Raw genomic sequence first — 18,611 nt, 5'->3', positions numbered from 1 at the left:
CCATGCTTAGCGTCCAACAAATAACGGGAGGATATACAGGAGAGTCTGTCATCAAGAATGTATCCTTTGAACTGGAAAAGGGAGAGCTATTCGGGATATTAGGTCCGAATGGAAGCGGAAAAACGACTTTGCTCAAAATGCTGAGCGGCATTTTGCCTTTTAGCAGCGGGGAGGTCTTATTAAAAGGAAAATCGATAAGTGATTACTCCACTAAAGAATTGGCGAAAATCATAGCCGTTCTTTCGCAGCATTCCAATCAAAGCTTTTCTTATACCGTAAAGGAAACGGTTGCATTAGGCAGGTATGCCCATCAAAAGGGCTGGTTTCACTCATGGTCACAAGAGGACGAACAGATGGTTAGGCAGGCGATGGAGCAGACAGGCGTAGAGCATTTCGAAAGCCATTATATTCATGAGCTATCAGGCGGAGAGAGACAGAGGGTTTTCTTGGCGCAGGCACTGGCACAGGAGCCTGAAATTTTGCTGCTGGATGAACCAACGAATCATCTTGATCTTTCCTTTCAAAAGGACTTGCTTGATTTGTTAAAAAGCTGGACAAAAAATCGGGGTCTAACCGTTGTTTCTATTTTTCATGATTTGAATCTTGCGGGGTTATATTGTGACCGGCTTTTGCTACTGGAGAAGGGTGAAATTAATATAAACGACACACCAAACGAAGTGTTACGGGAAGACCGGATCCGAGGGGTCTACAAGACGAAAATTGAAAAGCAGCCACATCCAAAGGTTCCAGCACCTCAAATGGTGCTACTTCCTGAAGACTTAGCAATGGATCAAGAATGGGTTTGCCTGGATGAAAGTTTTCTAGAGCTTTCTGATCAGCATGTTGTTTTCCGGTCGCCGATCCCCCTTCGAACGATGTCATCCGGAGTTGTTGGCTCCGGAACAGGCTGGCATCAACTATTTGTGAATCGCCATGTCGATAAAAATTATAACTGCAGTGATCATCGGAAAGAGATGGTTGATTATCTAAAGGCTCATGGGTTCGAGCCAGGGGAAACTGTGGGCATGATGACAGCCGTCATGCTGCAGGATGTGAGCTATCAGCTTTATCAAGACGAAAGTTTTTCAGCGTTTATTATTGTAACAGCTGGTGTAGGAAATGCCGTAGATGCCGCCAAAGCCGATGAACATGTTTTTCAATTACAGCCTGGTACGATTAATACATGGGTTTTTGTAAGCGGAGACATGACCGAGGAGGCCATTATCCAGAGCATCATGACTGCAACGGAAGCAAAGGTAAAAGCGCTGCATGACCTGGAGGTAAAGGACCCCATTACAGGCACAATCGCCACAGGGACATCAACAGACAGTATATTAATAGCATCTACGCAAAGAGGGCAACAGCTAGAATATGCCGGTACGATCACGCCACTTGGTAAAATGATCGGTAAAGGCGTCTACGAATGTACTAGAGAAGCGATTCATAAGAGCAGAAAAAGGGTGAAGAAATGATTTTGCATCACCTAATTGCCCTAACGATTGCCGTACTAATCGATCTAGTAGTAGGTGACCCGCCAAATTGGCCGCATCCTGTTAAATGGATGGGTTCATTTATTTATAAATTAGACAAAAGCTGGAATAAAGGAAGCTTGAGAAGATTAAAAGGGACGGCGATGTTGTTTACAGTTTTACTGACAGTTGGGGTCATTTCTCTTCTGCTTGTCTCTTTCTTTTATAGGATCCATCCGATTGCCGGTATTTTTGTAGAAGCGATTTTGATTTCAACGGCCATTGCCCAAAAAAGTCTAAAAGAGGCTGCTCTGACTGTTTACGATCCTTTGAAAAGGGGTGATCTCGCTGAGGCTAGACATAAGCTTTCTTATATTGTCGGCCGGGATACTGATAGGCTGGACGAGCCCGAAATTGTAAGAGGAACAGTAGAAACCGTTGCTGAAAATACGAGTGACGGAATTACGGCTCCGCTTTTCTGGGCGTTAATTGGAGGAGCGCCTCTTGCACTTATGTATCGGGCGATTAATACGTGTGATTCGATGGTTGGCTACCGCAACGAGAAGTATGAAGACTTTGGCTGGGCTTCTGCCCGTATAGATGATGTCGTTAACTGGATTCCGAGCAGGCTGACCTCTGTCTGTATGCTATTTGGAAACCGTTCTGTGCACACTAGTAAGAAAAAGGTGCGGGAAATGATTTTACGTGATGCAAAAAAGCACCCAAGCCCAAATTCTGGCTGGGGAGAGGCGTCTGTTGCAGGGCTACTGGGCATTCAGCTCGGCGGCATCAATTATTACAAAGGAATTGTTTCGAATCGGGCAACAATGGGGGACCCCCTTTATCGTTTGGAAAAAAAGCATATCCTTCAGACGAACCACATTGTTTCACGAACGATTCCAATATTTTTAATCATGTTATGGATAGGAGGAATCATCATTGAATTGGCCCGCACATGGTTCTAATCCTCAGTATTTATTCGCTGCATTAAATATGCCGCTGCCTGACCAGATGGTTGACTTTAGCGCTAATATAAATCCGATGGGCCCGCCTCTGATTTTGAAAAAAAGGTGGGGAGAGCTTTATTCTTTGATAGCTGATTATCCTGATCCAAAAGGATATAGGTTTAAAATGAAGATTGCCGAAAAAGAAAAACTGTCTGAGGGTCAACTATTAATTGGCAACGGGGGAGCGGAGCTGATTTCACTTATCGGCAGAATGCTCGCCGGAAAAAGGATTCTGATCATTCAGCCAGCTTTTTCAGAATATGAAGAAGCGTGCCGGATTAATGACTGTACGATCGATTACCATCAGTTGAGCCCTGACAAATGGGAATTGAATGTAGAAGCTTTAGCAGAAAAACTGCCCCATATAGACGCATTATTTCTGTGTAATCCATGCAATCCAACAGGTGTTTATTATTCTAAATCTAAATTGATTGAACTAATGAACGAATGTCAAAAACATAATTGCCTTTTCATTTTGGATGAAGCATTCTATGATTTCCTATCCGAATATGAGTCAATCGTTCCTTACATAAATGCATTTTCGAACTTGCTTATTATTCGGTCGATGACGAAAATGTTTGCGATCCCAGGTTTGCGATTAGGATATGTGATGGCAAATCAAGCAATTATTGATCATTTGGCAAGCTTTCAGCCGCATTGGAGCATGAATGCACTTGCCTTACAGGCAGGGGAATGGTGCCTTGAAAGTGAATCTTATGTAAGGGAAACTAGGGAGTTAATTGATAGGGAAAGAGAAAGACTATTTAATTTTTATAGTCAGAAAGAGTTAATGGTATCCCCATCACAAGTTAACTTTTATTTATTAAAGGATCCATTCGTTGATGATCAGCTTCCACTTTTTCAATTTTTACTCTCGATAGGAATCATTCCAAGGCACACGATGAATTTTCCAGGACTAGAAGGTGCCTGGCTGCGTTTTGCCATAAAGGGCCCAAAGGAGAATGACAAACTGATGGGGGCGATAGAGGAATGGCGGAATCGACCATAATCTTTATTAGCGGCGGCGTTCGGAGCGGTAAAAGCAGCTTCGCTGAACAGCTTGCAGCAGGTGAAGCGGAAAAAACGGGCGGACAGCTTCATTACATCGCTGCAGGACAGGCGAGTGATTCAGAGATGAAGGAGAGAATCCGGCGGCATCAAAAGGACCGTCTAAATAGCGGCTTAAGCTGGCAGACGTGGGAAAAGTCCACTAAGCTGCAAGAGCTCTCGGGTGTCTTTACCAATACAGATATTATATTGCTAGACTGTTTAACGACTCTATTAAATAATGAGCTCTTTAGTGTGGATGAGCAATGGGTGAAACGTGAATACCAACAAAAGGTCATGCAAGGGATTCTAGAGGGAATTGAACAGATTTCGCGAGGTTGCCATCGGCTCATTGTTGTAAGTAATGAAGTGTTAAATGAACCGCTGGAAAGCAATGAATTAGTCTTCATTTATGGGAGAATGCTTGGTCAGCTCCATCAGCAAATCGTTGCCAATGCTAGACAAGCTTTTCTCGTGGAATCAGGCATTCCCATCCTGATGAAAGGAAAAGAATGAGCATGCAAGGGATTATGATACAAGGGACAGCTTCAGACGTGGGGAAAAGCTTAATTGTTACTGCCCTTTGCCGGGCGTTTGTCAATAAAGGCTATAATGTAGCACCATTTAAATCACAGAACATGTGCAATTTTTCTTATATTACTAAGGATGGCAAAGAAATAGGCCGATCTCAGGGACTGCAGGCTGAAGCCGCCAAAACGGACGCTACTGAATGGATGAATCCGATATTATTGAAGCCAAGGCCTAATCAAATTTCGGAAATTGTTTTACTAGGGAAGACTTTGGAGACTGTCTCGGGAAAAAGCTATCGGGATTTGTTTTACGAAAAGGGACTGCAAACGATTGAAACAGCGCTTGAGGAATTATCGAAAGATTTTGACCTCCTTGTGATGGAAGGGGCAGGCAGTCCGGTTGAAATCAATTTAAAGGATAAAGAGCTCGTCAATATGAAGGTTGCAGAAATAGCTGATGTTCCGGTTGTGTTAGTAGCAGATATTGAAAGAGGCGGTGTCTTTGCCAGCCTTGTCGGCACATTAGAGCTGCTTACTGGTGCGGAAAGAGCCAGGGTGAAGGGGCTTATTATCAATAAGTTTCGCGGTGACCCTACGTTATTCGAAGATGGAGTGAAATGGCTGGAGGAAAGGACGGGCGTTCCTGTTATAGGCGTTCTTCCTTATGTAGAGAATCATATGATTGCCGAGGAGGATTCTCTATCGATGCCTTCCGCGAAACCGTTTGTTATCGAAGCATCCCGTCCCAATGAATTAGATGATGAAAAATATGATGAACTAGCTTCCCGATTATTGAAGCATCTAGATTGGGAGAGGCTAGAGGAGATTATTTTTAGCTGGGGTATGGCTGATGAAGTGGATTAAAGGATTACTTATCAACCTGCAGTTTTTTACTTCGATTCCGATCCCTTTCGAACTGCCAATGGATAAAGCTCATCTTGAAAAATCGATTAAGACTTTTCCGCTGCTTGGCCTTTTACAAGGGGTTATATATGCATTGATTCTTTATGGCTTTCTCCACTGGACCCCATTTTCTATATTAACTGCTGCATTTGCTGTGTGGCTTGCTGGGATTATGCTGACTGGCGGAATTCATCTTGATGGGTGGATGGATGCAAGTGATGCGTTCTTTTCTTATCAGGACCGAGTGAAAAGGCTTGAAATTATGAGTGACCCGCGGACAGGTGCCTTTGGTGTGTTATCTGTCATCGTATTATTAAGCGCCCGTTTTCTTTTTATCTATGAGGTTATCCAAATGATCCATCCGGTTTCATATGTGCTGATCGCATTGATGCCGTTTTTCAGCAAAATGGTGATGGGCGTGCTGCTATTAAAAGTGAATGCGGCTAAAAAAGAAGGCTTGGGGCCCCTCTTTAAAAATGCGGCTAATGAAAAGACGTTGTTCATCTATCCGATTTATATCGTCATTTTGCTTATCATTACAGTATTTTTTCTTAATGAAGCCATTTGGGGGATGCTCTTCTTTATTTTAGTCTCAGGATTTATCTTTCTTTTATTACGCAAAAAAATTGTCACTTGGTTTGGCGGGATGACAGGGGATGTTCTCGGAGCAAGTGTAGAGGGGACGGAGGTGCTGCTATGGATGACACTGTGGTTATTGCATTATTTCGCCATGGGTTGACAGAGGCAAATAAGCGGCAAGCTTATCTTGGCTGGACGGATTCCCCTCTTTGTCAAAAAGTAGAAAGAGCTTCGGAAGAATATGATTATCACTTTTCTAGTGATTTAGGAAGATGCTTAGAGACGGCAAATAGGATGTTTCCAAATGACAAAGCTCATACAATGGAAGAACTTCGGGAGATGAACTTTGGTGGGTGGGAAGGCAAAACATATGAAGAACTTGAGGATGATTCGGAATATCAGCTTTGGCTGTCTGATTCCTTTTCCAAAAAGCCGCCAGAAGGTGAATCGTTTGATGAGTTTTCCGAACGTGTGGATTTTGGCTGGAATAAGGTGATCGATATCATGATAAACCTTTCTTTGAACAAAACAGCGATTGTTACACATGGAGGGGTCATCAGGGCAATATTATCGAAATGGGCACCGATGGAAAAGGGCTTTTGGGAATGGGAAGTCCCACATGGCAAAGGCTATGAGCTTATCTGGAATCGGGAAGATCTGAGGAGGGGTGAACGATGCACTTTGTTACGGGAGGCGCCTCTAATGGCAAATCTAAGTGGGTAACAGAATATTATCAATTAGAGGATGCTCCTCATTTATGGCTTTCCTGTAATAAACATGAACTCGCTCCATTGAGATTTGATGATCATCAAATTGTCATTCTTGAAGGAATTGAACTTTTGCTAAAGGATTTATCAGCTCAAAATGAAATCAGTCAGGCTAGGGAGCAATGGCAGCTTCAGCTTTCTGAGTGGATGAATTGGGAGAATGAAGATCCGCAAAGAAAAATAATATTAATAGGAACAGATATGAATAAAGGAATTGTTCCGATGCTTGCAGAAGAACGTAAGTGGCGTGATTTGACCGGATGGGCTTATCAGGATGCCGTTCGGGCGGCAGATCGTGTTGATTTAATCTGGTATGGTATTTGCCAACGGTTAAAGTAAGAAAATCGCTATGAATGCTAGATGTAAATTAAGAAGATTACAATATCATTAATAAAGGGGCAGTGAAAATGAGAATTTATACGCGTACAGGTGATAAAGGGAAAACAAGCATTATCGGCGGAAGAGTGGATAAAGATGATATTCGGGTTGAAGCATATGGAACGGTTGATGAAGTGAACTGTTTTGTTGGTCAGGCAATGGCACAGCTTGACCAAGTCAAATTTAAAGATATTTTAGATGACTTGGAAAAAATCCAGCATGAATTATTTGACTGTGGCGGCGATTTAGCAAATGTGATGAAAAATCGTGAACTGAAGCTGCAAAAGGAATCGGTTGATTACTTGGAGAAAAAAATAGACGAATTAACTGAAGAGGCACCTAAGTTAGAGAGATTTATTTTACCAGGGGGAACACCTGCCGCAGCATCGATCCATATTGCCCGGACGGTAACGAGGAGAGCGGAGAGATTAGTCGTTTCTTTAAAAAAGGCAGACCCTGAAATTCCAGAGGCAGCCCAGCAGTATTTGAATAGATTATCAGATTATTTCTTTGCGCTGGCGAGGGTCATCAACTTCCGCTTGAATGAAAAGGATGTTGAATATATCCGCAGTGCGAAGGTTTTTCGTGAAGGGAAACGCAAGGAGGATAAGTAAATGAAAAGCATGAAAATGGCTTTAATTGCATTATTAGTGGCCTTGACGGCCATTGGTGCTGCCATTAAAGTTCCTGCGATTATCGGCAGTGTGGGATTAGATGCTTTTCCTGCGCTGCTTGCCGCGGCCATATTAGGCGGTCCTTCGGGTGCTGTCGTTGGGGCTATGGGCCATCTGCTGTCTGCTTTACTAGGCGGGATGCCGATGGGACCGCTTCATGGGATTGTCGCCGTTGAGATGGCTATCTTAGCCTATGTTTTCGCCGTTCTGTACCGTAAAGGGATGAAGTGGCAAGCCGGTGTATTCTTTATTCTTGGAAATTCATTTGCTGCACCGCTTCCGTTTACGTTTTTGATTAGTGAAGCATTTTATTTGACTATTGTGCCGTCTCTTTTAATTGGCTCCGCCTTAAATACTATCCTTGCCTTCATTCTCATTCCGAGACTAGCCCGATTGGTTGAGCCTATCCTTTCTAGAGTGAGAACAAATCAATGAGGGATGTGCTGATCATCCCTTTTAATGGGGTAGAATCCCTTGTTATTGCTAGTGATAATAGCGGAGGAATTGGATTAAAGGAGATGGATGAAGTCCAAGTTCCTTATGAAACGGTTGCTTATTATAGCTTCCGAGTAGCGGTTATGGAGTGTATGGCAGCAAGGGGTAAGCCCTTTGCTGTTACGGTGCAGAATTTTTCTGGCGAACATGCTTGGAACGCATTAATGGACGGAATTAATCGAGGGATTGAAGAACTCGGTTTAGAGGGGTTTCAGATTAATGGGAGTACGGAAAGTAATTTTTCGCTCGTACAGTCGGCGACGGGGTTAACTGTTCTTGGAAAGGTGAAAACCGATGCTGTTGGTCATAGTTTGAAGTTTTCAGATGAGACGGTGGTTGCGGTCATTGGGAAGCCATTGGTTGGAAATGAGGTTGTCGAGTCAGAAGCGGAAGTCGCTCCTATATCTTTATTTAAGCAATTTTGTTTATTAGAGGACGTTTTTCTTTTACCCGTTGGCTCGAAGGGAGTTCTCTATGAGATGAACCAATTGTTTGTGAATCGTACATTCGGGGAGACTGAGATAGTTGCCGATGTAGATGTGAAAAAGTCTTCGGGACCATCTACGTGCTTCCTGGCTGTTTTTGGCCGAGAGAAAAAGGAAGAAGTCATGGCGGCGGCTGGTCCATATTTTCATAAAGTAGAAGTGATCAAATGTTAAATTTATTTGTGATTAGACACGGGGAAACGGAATGGAATACGCAAAAAAGAATGCAGGGTCGGCTAGATTCTGATTTGACAGAAAAGGGCAAGAAAGACGCGCGATCATTGGGAGAAAGACTAAAGGATACAAAATTCGTGCGGATTATTTCTTCTCCAAGCAATCGGACATTAGAAACGGCTAAGCAAGTTGTTGTGGAAAGAGCAGCAGCTGTGGAAACCGATGAAAGATTGATGGAGATCCATTTAGGAGATTGGCAGGGGAAAGTGGAAGCGGATATTGAGAAGGAGTATCCAGATTTGTTTCATGCCTATTGGAATTTGCCGGCTTTGTATGAAAGTGTCGGTGGAGAGAGCTTTTCTGATGTGAAAGAGCGGCTACTTGAGTTTTTATTAGAACTAGAGAAAGCCACTCCCTCTGGAAATGTCCTCATTGTTACACATGGAGTCGTGATCAAAGCACTTTATCTTTTATGCAGAAATGCACCAATTGAAGAAATCTGGAACCCCCCTTTCATCCATGGAACGAGTCTTACTAAGATTAAAATGCGGGATGGAAAAATGGAATTAATCTTGGAAGGCTGTATAGCGCATTGTGGCTAGACTTGCTTTTTTAGCGGGTCTGGTTTTTTATTAGCAAAAAAAGGGCGAATTATTTCATCATTCTAGGTTCATGAAACTCGTTTTGAATGTTTCTAGGAGAAACCCTTACTATGTAGGGTTCATGACGTTCGTTATGTATGCCTCCAGAAGAAAACACTCACTATGAAGTGTTCATGAAGCATGTTTAGAATGTTCCTAGGAGAAAACACTCACTATGAAGTGTTCATGAAGCATGTTTAGAATGTTCCTAGGAGAAAACACTTACTATTAAGCGTTCATGAAGCTCGTTTTGTATGTTACCAGAAGAAAACGCTCACTATGAAGTGTTCATGAAGCATGTTTAGAATGTTCCTAGGAGAAAACACTTACTATGAAGGGTTCATGAAGCTCGTTTTGTATGTCACCAGAAGAAAACGCTCACTATGAAGTGTTCATGAAGCTCGTTTTGTATGTCTCCAGAAGAAAACACTCACTATGAAATGTTCATGACGTTCGTTTTGTATGTTACCAGAAGAAATCGCTCACTATGGAGTGTTCATGAAGCTTGTTTTGAATAACAGCATGAGAAAACGCTCACCATGAAGTGTTCATAGGCTCGATCCGAAAAGAAAAGTTAATAAAGAAAATAAAATTAGAGGTGAATTCATGAATCTAAAGTTAGGGTATGTCATTTTATATGTTGAAAACCTTGAGAAGACAAGACATTTTTATGAAAACCTTTTAGGTTTAGAGCTAAGGAATGAATTTGGAACCTACATCGAATTTAATACAGGATCAACGGTTCTTTCTTTTAACACAAGAGAAGGAGGACGTGAAGTTACAAGTCTTCCAATCCCAAACGGCATTAGACAGGAACAAACCTTTGAACTTGGCTTTGTAACGGAGGATGTAGAGGAGGTTATTGAAAATCTTCGAGAGGAAGGGGTTCCAATTTTAATGGAACTGGTCGAGAAGCCTTGGGGGCAGAAGGTTGCATATGTGGCGGATCCTGATGGGCACTATATTGAGATTTGTTCGCCGATGGAGTAAAAAAGGCTTGAGAATTGGTAATGTTTAATTGATATGTACCCTTAAAACGCTTGGCATACCTGATGCGGAGGCCATTTAATTAAACGTTTGATTAAAACTAAACAAACGTTTAATTAAAACTAAACAAACGTTTAATTAAAACTAATCAAACGTTTAATTAGATCGAGAAAAGCCTTGCTGGACAACGAGTTTAGACGGTTAATGAAGTGCCGGCACTTTTCCCGTTTTATGGTATTGCACATTATTTGCCAATGTTCAATTATTCTAAAGAAAATACAAAATTATCAGCCAAATTTGATTGTTTGTCAGCCAATTGCACTGGTTTGTCAGCCAATTCCACAGGTGGCGCCCAAAATGTAGCAACCTTTAAGCAAAGAGAAAGAATCATGGTACAGATCCAGTAAAAGGGGTCTGTTTTTTTGATAAGAAGGAATTACTATCTTATAAAAAATACAGAAATTCCATTATTAAATAAACTATTTTTAATTAAATTGAAATAATAAAATAGTTTTTTGTCATTCTTTTTTAAGATAAAATTAACTGTGTTAAGCTTGTAAAAACAAAATTTAGTTTCCACACATGATGTTTTTACATACATATAAAGTAATGGGCGAATGTTTGGAAAATATTCCTCAATAAATCACAACTTAATCACTCCCTTTCTTAATTCACTAAGTGGTAAAATAGGAAAGTGATTGAGAATGGAGGTTCACATTATTTATGAAAACGAAAGTTGGACTATTATACGGCGGAAAATCTGCTGAACATGAAGTTTCTATGCAAACAGCTATGGCTGTCTTAAAGGCTTTGGATCAAGAGAAGTTTGAAGTTTATCCTATATATATATCAAAAGATGGCGGGTGGAATAAAGGACCACAGTTAACAGGACCTGTTACAAATGTGAAGGAGCTGGCGTTTTCCAACTTGGATGCACTGCCTCCAACTGCTCTAGCTCCTGCATTGTTTAAGGCTGCAGAAGATGAAAAGAGTTCATTGGATGTTATATTCCCTCTATTGCATGGACCAAATGGAGAGGATGGGACAGTTCAAGGGCTGCTTGAGCTTCTCAATCTTCCTTATGTAGGAAATGGTGTCCTCTCCTCTTCGGCAGGAATGGATAAGGTAATCATGAAAAATATTTTTGCCCAAGCGGGGCTTCCTCAAGTTAAATATGTCTGGTTTATTCGAAGAGAATGGGAAAAATCACATGAGGATGCTTATCAAAAGGTTGAACAGAAAATAGGCTATCCATGCTTTGTTAAGCCGGCCAACCTAGGCTCAAGTGTCGGTATCAGTAAGTGTACGAACAGGTCGGAACTTGAAAAAGCATTTGCTGAAGCTTTCCAGTTTGACCGTAAGATCATTATCGAAGAGGGCGTGACAGCAAGAGAAATTGAAGCAGGCATCCTTGGAAATGATGATCCTGAATGCTCGGTTGCTGGTGAAATTGTGCCGAAGAAAGAATTCTATGATTATAAGGCTAAATACGAAGATGGAAATACAGCTCTTATTATTCCTGCAGAAATTACAGATGCTGAGTACAACGCGCTAAAGGAAATGGCAATCAGGGCATTTAAAGCATTAGATTGCTCCGGGCTTGTAAGGGCGGACTTCTTTTTGACAAGGGAAGGGAAATGGTATATTAACGAGGTCAATACAATGCCTGGATTTACACCATTTAGCATGTTCCCGCTTCTTTGGAAACATACAGGCGTTGCCTATCCTCAGCTTATCGAGCGTCTTGTAAATTTGGCTATTGAAAGACATGAGGAAAAACAGCATATTAAATATACGATGGAATAAATAGGCGAGAGCGTATAGGGGCACGGCGATTTGCCGTGTTTCTTATGTGTTTGAATGGATTTTCGCAGTCTATTTGGAGGTAACCGATGATAACAAAAACTGTTAAAGAAATTTCCGAGATGATCAAGTTAGAAAATGAAATCTCTAGTTTTCAGAATACCATCATTAGCGGTGTAAGTATTGATACGAGGAAAATACAGCCTGGCAATTTATTTGTCCCTTTTAAAGGTGAGAATCAAGATGGTCATCGATTTGTCGAGGATGCTATTAAAAAGGGTGCAGCCGCAGCCTTGTGGCAAAAGGATGTACCGAATCCGCCATTACATTTGCCGGTTTTACTAGTAGAAAATACACTATTGGCTTTACAAGAGCTTGCAAGAAATTACCGGCATATGCTCGGCGTCCGCATTGTTGGGGTAACGGGCAGCAATGGGAAAACAACAACAAAAGACATGACGGCTAATCTGCTGTCAATCCAATATAAAGTCCAAAAAACAGAAGGCAATTTTAATAATGAAATTGGTCTGCCATTAACGATCCTTGCTTTAGATCATGATACAGAGATTGCCGTTCTTGAGATGGGGATGAGCAGCAGAGGGGAAATCGATTTTCTAACTCGTTTAGCTGAGCCTGAGGCTGCGATTATTACGAATATTGGTGAGTCTCACTTACTCGATCTTGGATCAAGAGAGGGAATAGCAGAAGCGAAGCTGGAAATTATTAATGGACTGCTGGAAAATGGAATCATTACTTATTATGGGGATGAACCTTTGTTAGATGAAAAGCTATCTGACAATAAGGGTAATTATACAATTAGCACTTTTGGAAGAAGCGGCAGGAATGATATATATCCAGTAAATATAGAACAAAATGATACTGGAAGCACTTTTAAAACAAATGTTTCGGATATAGACTTTAAGCTCCCAGTCCTTGGATCACATAATGTCCTAAATGCTCTAGCGGCGATGACAGTTGCCAGTCACTTCGGTATTCCTTTTGAAAAAATGAATGAAGGATTTGCGGGCCTCAAGCTAACAAATATGAGAACCGAGCTTCTACAAGGCAAAAAAGGCGAAAAAATAATCAATGATGCATATAATGCGAGCCCAACCTCCATGCATGCAGCGATCGAACTCCTTACCCATCTGCCAGGGTACAAAAATAAAATTCTTGTTCTTGGCGATATGCTCGAATTAGGGCCACAAGAAAAGGAGTTTCATTTAAAAATGGGTGAATCCATTGACCCTGAAAAAATCGGCTATGTCTTTACGTATGGGAAGCTAGCAGAATGGATAGCAGAAGGTGCCAAAACGCAATTGCCTGCTGAACGGATTTTCGCATTTGCTGAAAAACAGCCTCTCATTGAAAAACTTGAACAGCTCGTTGATAAGGAAACGATTGTATTAGTAAAGGCGTCAAGAGGCATGCAGCTTGAAGATATTGTTGCGGCACTTCAATAGTGGGAGAAAACTTTAATTCCTGACCGATGTGCAGCATTACTATAAAAGGGAAATTCCGTTTCAGTTGAAATGGGATTTTCCTTTTTTATTTGTTGTTTTTACATTAATATTTGCCAAAGCAAAAATCAGCATGGCTCCGAGAAAAAGGTGTAAAATATGATTAATCTACATTTAGGCTGGTGGTGATTTTTGTGATTGGATGTTTATGTATTCATGGCTTTACGGGAGCACCTTTTGAAGTAGAGCCGCTTGTATCCTACTTAAAGAAACGGACGAATTGGGAAATTGCAGTTCCGACACTTCCAGGTCATGGAGATACGTTAAGCTTAAAAGGGATTGAATATAAAAATTGGATCGAACATGCTGAACAGGAATTGCGGCAGCTTATTGAAAAGTGTGAAACTGTGTATGTTATTGGATTTTCAATGGGCGGTCTGATTGCGAGTTACTTAGCTGTTCACTATCCGGTGACAAAGCTCGTGTTACTTAGTGCAGCGGCCTATTATGTAAATCCTAAGCAGCTGCTCTTAGATATTGGTGAAATGGCAAAAGACGCTTTTCGGGGCAGATTAACAGAAAATGAAATGTTTATGAGATATAAAAGAAAAATATTAGCTACACCTATTACGGCTACACTCCAATTTCGAAGACTTGTGGCAGCAATCAGACCGATTTTAGGAAAAATTGAAATTCCAACCCTTATCGCCCAAGGAGAATGTGATGGGGTTGTTCCGCCAAAGAGTGCACAATATTTATACCACAGGATTGGGACTTCGGTGAAAAAGCTTATCTATCTTAAAGAGTCAAAACATCTCATTTGCCATTGTGACGAAAGAGAGAATCTTTTTTCCGAAATTTATCAGTTTCTATTGAAGAGGGAACCTGCTTAATAAGGGTTCTCTTTTTTGCATTCATTGCAAACACCTTTATAAAATGATAAAATTATTTACAAAGTGCCAAAAGGAACTTCTGATGAAACCTGGACATACTCCTATTGGGGAATGTCTTTTTTCACTTTCAAGTAGGATTAATTGGATGTGAATATATACAGAACTTAGATTAGTTTTTTTTAGAAGGAGAGAAAACAGTGACAAAGTTTCAAGATCTGGGAATTAGCCCTGCAACGATGAAATCCCTGAAGCGAATGGGATTTGAAGAAGCCACACCCATTCAAGCGCAAACGATCCCTTTAAGCTTAGAAAATAAAGATTTAATCGGACAAGCACAAACGGGTACTGGAAAAACAGCTGCGTTTGGAATACCAATGATTGATAAAATAGATTATGAAAAAGATGTTATCCAAGGAATCATTATTGCCCCTACTCGTGAGCTAGCGATTCAGGTATCTGAAGAATTATACAAAATCGGCTATGGAAAAAGAACGAGGGTACTAGCCATTTATGGCGGTCAGGATATTAATCGTCAAATCCGCGCTTTAAAAAACCGCCCTCATATCATTGTAGGAACGCCTGGACGAATATTGGATCATATTAACCGTAAAACATTGCGTCTTGAAAATGTTCAAACAGCTATTCTAGATGAAGCAGATGAAATGCTAAATATGGGCTTTATTGAGGACATTGAAGCGATTCTTGCTCAAATTCCTGTGGAGCGCCAAACGTTGTTGTTCTCAGCTACGATGCCGCCTCCAATTCAAAGAATGGCTGAACGGTTTATGAAGGATCCGCAGATCGTTCGCGTGAAAACAAAAGAGGTAACCGTTCCTTTAATTGAACAATATTATCTGGAAGTACAAGAAAGAAGCAAATTTGATATTTTGACAAGACTGCTTGATATTCAATCTCCTGAGCTTGCGATCGTGTTCGGACGTACAAAACGCCGTGTCGATGAGCTTGCCGAAGCTTTAAACCTAAGAGGCTATAACGCTGAAGGTATTCACGGGGACTTAAGCCAGGCGAAACGCATCTCTGTTCTAAGGAAATTTAAAGAGGGCTCAATTGATGTTCTTGTTGCGACTGATGTGGCAGCCCGCGGATTAGATATCTCCGGTGTCACGCATGTTTATAACTTTGATATTCCGCAGGACCCTGAAAGCTATGTACACCGAATTGGACGTACAGGACGTGCTGGGAAGTCAGGAGTGGCAATGACCTTTATTACGCCAAGAGAAAAGTCTTACTTACAGGTCGTTGAAAGAACAACAAAAAGAAAAATGGAAAAAATGAAGCCGCCAACATTAGATGAGGCTCTTGAAGGACAGCAAAAAGCAGTTGTAGAGCGTATTCTGCAATCAGTGGATTCGAATAACCTTCAATACTATAAGCAGGCAGCGGAAGAATTACTAGAGCAGCAGGATGCAACGATTATTGTACAGGCCGTACTCAAAATGTTGACGAAGGAACCTGACACAACTCCTGTTAAGTTAACGGAAGAAAAGCCAATGCCTGCAAAAAGGGACCGCAGACAAGACGACCGCAGTAAATCTTACGGAGGCCAAAGAGGAAGACAGAGCGCACCAGTAAGATCTCGCCAAGGATCATCAGGAAAACGCTACAGCAATAATGGCAGCAATCGAGGCAATTCTAATAATTCCCGTTAAGTTAGAAGAGAGCAATGCTCTCTTCTTTTTTCTATTCATTCATTAAGGATTAAGCTTTTGTCATGTTTAAATCCCACACGATTCCATAAGGATCCTTCACTTTTGCATATTTCGCTCCCCAAAATGTATCTTGAAGCTCCATTAAAACCGTACCTTTATTACTTAAGTGGTCATAAACCCTCTGGATTTCATCTTCTGATTCGAACTCAAGAACTAACGAAATATGATTGCCAGTTTGAATATCGCCATCTGAAAAGGAATCAGATGCCATAAAGAATAAATCATCTCTTTTAAATTGTGCGTGCATGATTCGGTTGTCAGCTTTTGGTGGAGTTGGGTAATCCGCATCGCCAAACGTTTGTAAATTTAAAATTTCACCTTCGAATACCTCTTTATAATATTCCAGTGCTTCCCGTGCATTTCCGTTGAATGATAAATAAGGTGTAGCTTGACCTTTCATAAATGTCACTCCCTAAATATTGTCCAATACCATAGTTCCCATTATAAAGAGTGTTTAATCAAAGGTAAAGAACAAATGTTCGGCAAAATAGAAAATTATTAATTTCAAGCAAGATCAGTTTAGATTTTGAATCCTATTTAGTACTATGAACTTAATGATACTTAGCTCAAGTTTAGGAGGTACCATATGGTTTTAGAACCGCAAAGAATGATATCTGAAAGAGGGTTAACAGTCTGGAGGATTTCAGGTGCAATTCATTCATTTTTTTCATTATTGCTAGCGGGAGGAGTAATCGCTCTTACCATCATATTTAATTGGCCAATGTGGATTATTGCCATTGCCCTTATCTTATTTGCAATCGATATGTATTTAGTGATTATGCTCATCCCTACTTTGAGATGGAAGCGTTGGCGGTATGAGGTAAGGGAAAATGAAATCGAGCTTCAGCATGGAGTATTCATCATAAAAAGGACTCTCGTACCGATGATTAGAGTTCAGCATGTTGATACCCGGCAAGGACCGATTTTGCGAAAATACCGTTTAGCCACTGTGGCCATTTCCACCGCTGCGACTGTACATGAAATTCCGGCTTTGGATATGGATGAGGCGGAGGAGCTGAGATTTTTTATTTCTAAGCTGGCAAGGGTGGCTGATGAAGATGTCTGAGCCTAAAAGACTTCATCCTATTTCGGCCATTGTTAATTTTTTAAAGCAATTGAAAGATTTAATTATTCCATTTCTTGTTTTTGTTGTATTTGGAAGCAGGGATGGGAGTATTCAACTTATTATTTCAGTTGTTATTATCGCTTTCATCCTAATCTCTGGAATCATATCCTGGCTGAGATTCACGTACCGGCTAGAAGAGGGAGAGCTCAGGATCGAGTACGGTGTATTTGTTCGAAAGAAAAGGTATATCCCATTTGATCGCATTCAGAGTCTTGATTTATCGGAAGGGATCTTGCATCGCCCATTTGGACTTGTAAGAGTGAAGGTGGAAACGGCCGGCTCGGGAAGCAAAGGAGAAGCCGAAGCAGTGTTAACCGCCATTTCAAAAGATGAGGCAAATCAAATTCAGCACATTCTTTTTTCCGCAAAAAACGAAATGGATGATGAGGTGTCTGTTGAAGACAATCAAGAGAAGATACTTTATAAAATTACCCCGGGCGAACTCCTGCTTATGGCGTCTACCTCTGGAGGAGTCGGTGTTGTTTTTTCAGCGTGTTTTGCTTTCGTTTTCCAATTTGAAGAAATGATCCCTTATGAAAGATTGTTTAAAGGGTTGGCGGATGTGATTTCAAACGGGATACTTTTTATAAGCATTCTAGTGTTTATTGGGTTTTTGATTGCATGGGTGGCTGCGTTAGTAGGGACTATGGTCAAGTATGCTGGTTTTTCCGTTAAGAACGTTGGGGAGGATCTTATCATAACGAGAGGCCTTTTAGAGAAGCGTCAGATTACGATTCCTTTGCACCGAATTCAAGCCATTCGGATATCCGAGAATTTAATTAGACAGCCTCTCGGATTTGGCACCGTATTTTTAGAAAGCGCGGGCGGGTCTGCAATTGATCAGGAAAGTGCGCGAGTCATGATACTTCCAATTATCAAAAAAGAACGCATTGCCAACATTTTAACTCCATATTTAAATGATTATTCATTTGAGTCTGTTATCGAATCTGCACCGAGCCGGGCATTAAAACGGTATTTGTTTAGAGGGCTTCTGTATAGCTTACCGGTCGCAGCAGTACCGGTTATCTTTTTCAGACCTTGGGGGTATTTGGCTCTGTTGTTCGTTCTCCTATCCATTGCTTGGGCATTTGTTAAGTATAAAGATGCTGGCTGGGGAATGGATGAATCACAGTTAATATTAAGATATCGTGCAGTAAATAAAACAACCGTTTTTATGAAAAGAAATCGAATTCAGTCCTTAAATATAAAAGAAAGCTATTTTCAGAGGGGGAAAGAGCTTGGGACGGTTACTGCAGTAGTTATGTCTGGTTCAGGCGGCACAGGCGGTACGGTTGTCGATTTAGAGAAACAGGATATAAACGATATTTATAAGTGGTATTCGTATTCGAAATAAAGCGCCTGTTCGGCGCTTTTCGTATTTAAAAATTTAGAATTTAAACCGATAGTAATAATGGACTAGTTTTCTTTATGGTACTTAACCCTCTATCGAGTGAGCCTTACCC

The 18,611-nt window shown here is 41.1% G+C and carries 19 protein-coding genes and 1 pseudogene; 19 read left to right on the top strand and 1 reads right to left on the bottom strand.

The features are described from left to right. Positions 1-2: 2 nt before the first annotated feature. The 17 genes and pseudogenes from AR328_RS21380 to AR328_RS21300 all read left to right on the top strand — a co-directional run bounded on the left by AR328_RS21380 (position 3) and on the right by AR328_RS21300 (position 15,962). Complete coding sequence (locus tag AR328_RS21380; protein ID WP_066301757.1) at positions 3-1,472, top strand: heme ABC transporter ATP-binding protein; 1,470 nt, start codon at positions 3-5, stop codon at positions 1,470-1,472. Further along, on the top strand, positions 1,469-2,434 hold the full coding sequence (gene cbiB / locus AR328_RS21375; RefSeq protein ID WP_066301754.1) for an adenosylcobinamide-phosphate synthase CbiB: 966 nt from the start codon (positions 1,469-1,471) through the stop codon (positions 2,432-2,434). The genes AR328_RS21380 and cbiB overlap by 4 nt, the downstream gene beginning before the upstream one ends. Further along, complete coding sequence (gene cobD / locus AR328_RS21370) at positions 2,409-3,485, top strand: threonine-phosphate decarboxylase CobD (protein WP_066301751.1); 1,077 nt, start codon at positions 2,409-2,411, stop codon at positions 3,483-3,485. Before cbiB ends, cobD begins: the two co-directional genes overlap by 26 nt. Continuing rightward, a complete protein-coding gene (locus tag AR328_RS21365) occupies positions 3,467-4,039 on the top strand; it encodes a bifunctional adenosylcobinamide kinase/adenosylcobinamide-phosphate guanylyltransferase (protein ID WP_066301746.1) in 573 nt (190 codons plus the stop codon). The genes cobD and AR328_RS21365 overlap by 19 nt, the downstream gene beginning before the upstream one ends. A 2-nt stretch (positions 4,040-4,041) precedes the next feature. Further along, positions 4,042-4,761 (top strand): annotated as a pseudogene (locus tag AR328_RS21360) (cobyric acid synthase); the annotation flags it as partial. A 142-nt stretch (positions 4,762-4,903) separates the two neighbouring features. Then, entirely contained in the window at positions 4,904-5,695 is a 792-nt protein-coding gene (cobS, locus tag AR328_RS21355; protein WP_066301745.1) for an adenosylcobinamide-GDP ribazoletransferase, read from the top strand. Beyond that, positions 5,653-6,258 carry a histidine phosphatase family protein gene (locus AR328_RS21350; RefSeq protein ID WP_066301742.1) on the top strand — a complete coding sequence of 202 codons (606 nt, stop codon included), beginning with the start codon at positions 5,653-5,655 and terminating at the stop codon, positions 6,256-6,258. Before cobS ends, AR328_RS21350 begins: the two co-directional genes overlap by 43 nt. Next, positions 6,210-6,641 carry a bifunctional adenosylcobinamide kinase/adenosylcobinamide-phosphate guanylyltransferase gene (locus AR328_RS21345; protein WP_066301740.1) on the top strand — a complete coding sequence of 144 codons (432 nt, stop codon included), beginning with the start codon at positions 6,210-6,212 and terminating at the stop codon, positions 6,639-6,641. The genes AR328_RS21350 and AR328_RS21345 overlap by 49 nt, the downstream gene beginning before the upstream one ends. A 68-nt stretch (positions 6,642-6,709) precedes the next feature. Beyond that, positions 6,710-7,294 carry a cob(I)yrinic acid a,c-diamide adenosyltransferase gene (locus tag AR328_RS21340; RefSeq protein ID WP_066301737.1) on the top strand — a complete coding sequence of 195 codons (585 nt, stop codon included), beginning with the start codon at positions 6,710-6,712 and terminating at the stop codon, positions 7,292-7,294. Further along, complete coding sequence (locus tag AR328_RS21335; RefSeq protein ID WP_066301735.1) at positions 7,295-7,789, top strand: ECF transporter S component; 495 nt, start codon at positions 7,295-7,297, stop codon at positions 7,787-7,789. Beyond that, complete coding sequence (locus tag AR328_RS21330; RefSeq protein WP_066301733.1) at positions 7,786-8,508, top strand: ATP-binding protein; 723 nt, start codon at positions 7,786-7,788, stop codon at positions 8,506-8,508. Before AR328_RS21335 ends, AR328_RS21330 begins: the two co-directional genes overlap by 4 nt. After that, on the top strand, positions 8,502-9,110 hold the full coding sequence (locus AR328_RS21325; protein WP_066301731.1) for a histidine phosphatase family protein: 609 nt from the start codon (positions 8,502-8,504) through the stop codon (positions 9,108-9,110). The genes AR328_RS21330 and AR328_RS21325 overlap by 7 nt, the downstream gene beginning before the upstream one ends. Positions 9,111-9,755: 645 nt before the next feature. Then, entirely contained in the window at positions 9,756-10,139 is a 384-nt protein-coding gene (locus AR328_RS21320; protein ID WP_066301729.1) for a VOC family protein, read from the top strand. Between the two features lie 720 nt (positions 10,140-10,859). Next, entirely contained in the window at positions 10,860-11,942 is a 1,083-nt protein-coding gene (locus AR328_RS21315) for a D-alanine--D-alanine ligase (protein ID WP_066301722.1), read from the top strand. Positions 11,943-12,028: 86 nt separating this feature from the next. Then, positions 12,029-13,402: a UDP-N-acetylmuramoyl-tripeptide--D-alanyl-D-alanine ligase gene (locus tag AR328_RS21310; protein ID WP_066301719.1), complete on the top strand. Its 1,374-nt coding sequence runs from the start codon at positions 12,029-12,031 to the stop codon at positions 13,400-13,402. A gap of 191 nt (positions 13,403-13,593) precedes the next feature. Further along, entirely contained in the window at positions 13,594-14,292 is a 699-nt protein-coding gene (locus tag AR328_RS21305; RefSeq protein WP_066301716.1) for an alpha/beta hydrolase, read from the top strand. 197 nt (positions 14,293-14,489) lie between these two features. Beyond that, complete coding sequence (locus AR328_RS21300; protein WP_066301713.1) at positions 14,490-15,962, top strand: DEAD/DEAH box helicase; 1,473 nt, start codon at positions 14,490-14,492, stop codon at positions 15,960-15,962. 49 nt (positions 15,963-16,011) lie between these two features. On the opposite strand, the gene AR328_RS21295 is transcribed toward AR328_RS21300, so the two are convergent. Next, a complete protein-coding gene (locus tag AR328_RS21295) occupies positions 16,012-16,422 on the bottom strand; it encodes a VOC family protein (RefSeq protein WP_066301710.1) in 411 nt (136 codons plus the stop codon). A 186-nt stretch (positions 16,423-16,608) separates the two neighbouring features. Between AR328_RS21295 and AR328_RS21290 the strand changes: the two genes are divergently transcribed. Both AR328_RS21290 and AR328_RS21285 read left to right on the top strand, forming a co-directional pair. Further along, complete coding sequence (locus AR328_RS21290) at positions 16,609-17,088, top strand: PH domain-containing protein (protein ID WP_066301709.1); 480 nt, start codon at positions 16,609-16,611, stop codon at positions 17,086-17,088. Beyond that, positions 17,081-18,502, top strand: coding sequence for a PH domain-containing protein (locus AR328_RS21285; protein WP_066301704.1), 1,422 nt, complete (start codon positions 17,081-17,083; stop codon positions 18,500-18,502). Before AR328_RS21290 ends, AR328_RS21285 begins: the two co-directional genes overlap by 8 nt. The last annotated feature ends 109 nt before the right edge of the window (positions 18,503-18,611 follow it).

The organism is Bacillus sp. FJAT-29937 (genome assembly GCF_001509555.1).
GTDB lineage: Bacteria > Bacillota > Bacilli > Bacillales > Cytobacillaceae > Cytobacillus.
This window is presented reverse-complemented; position numbering and strand designations above follow the sequence as displayed.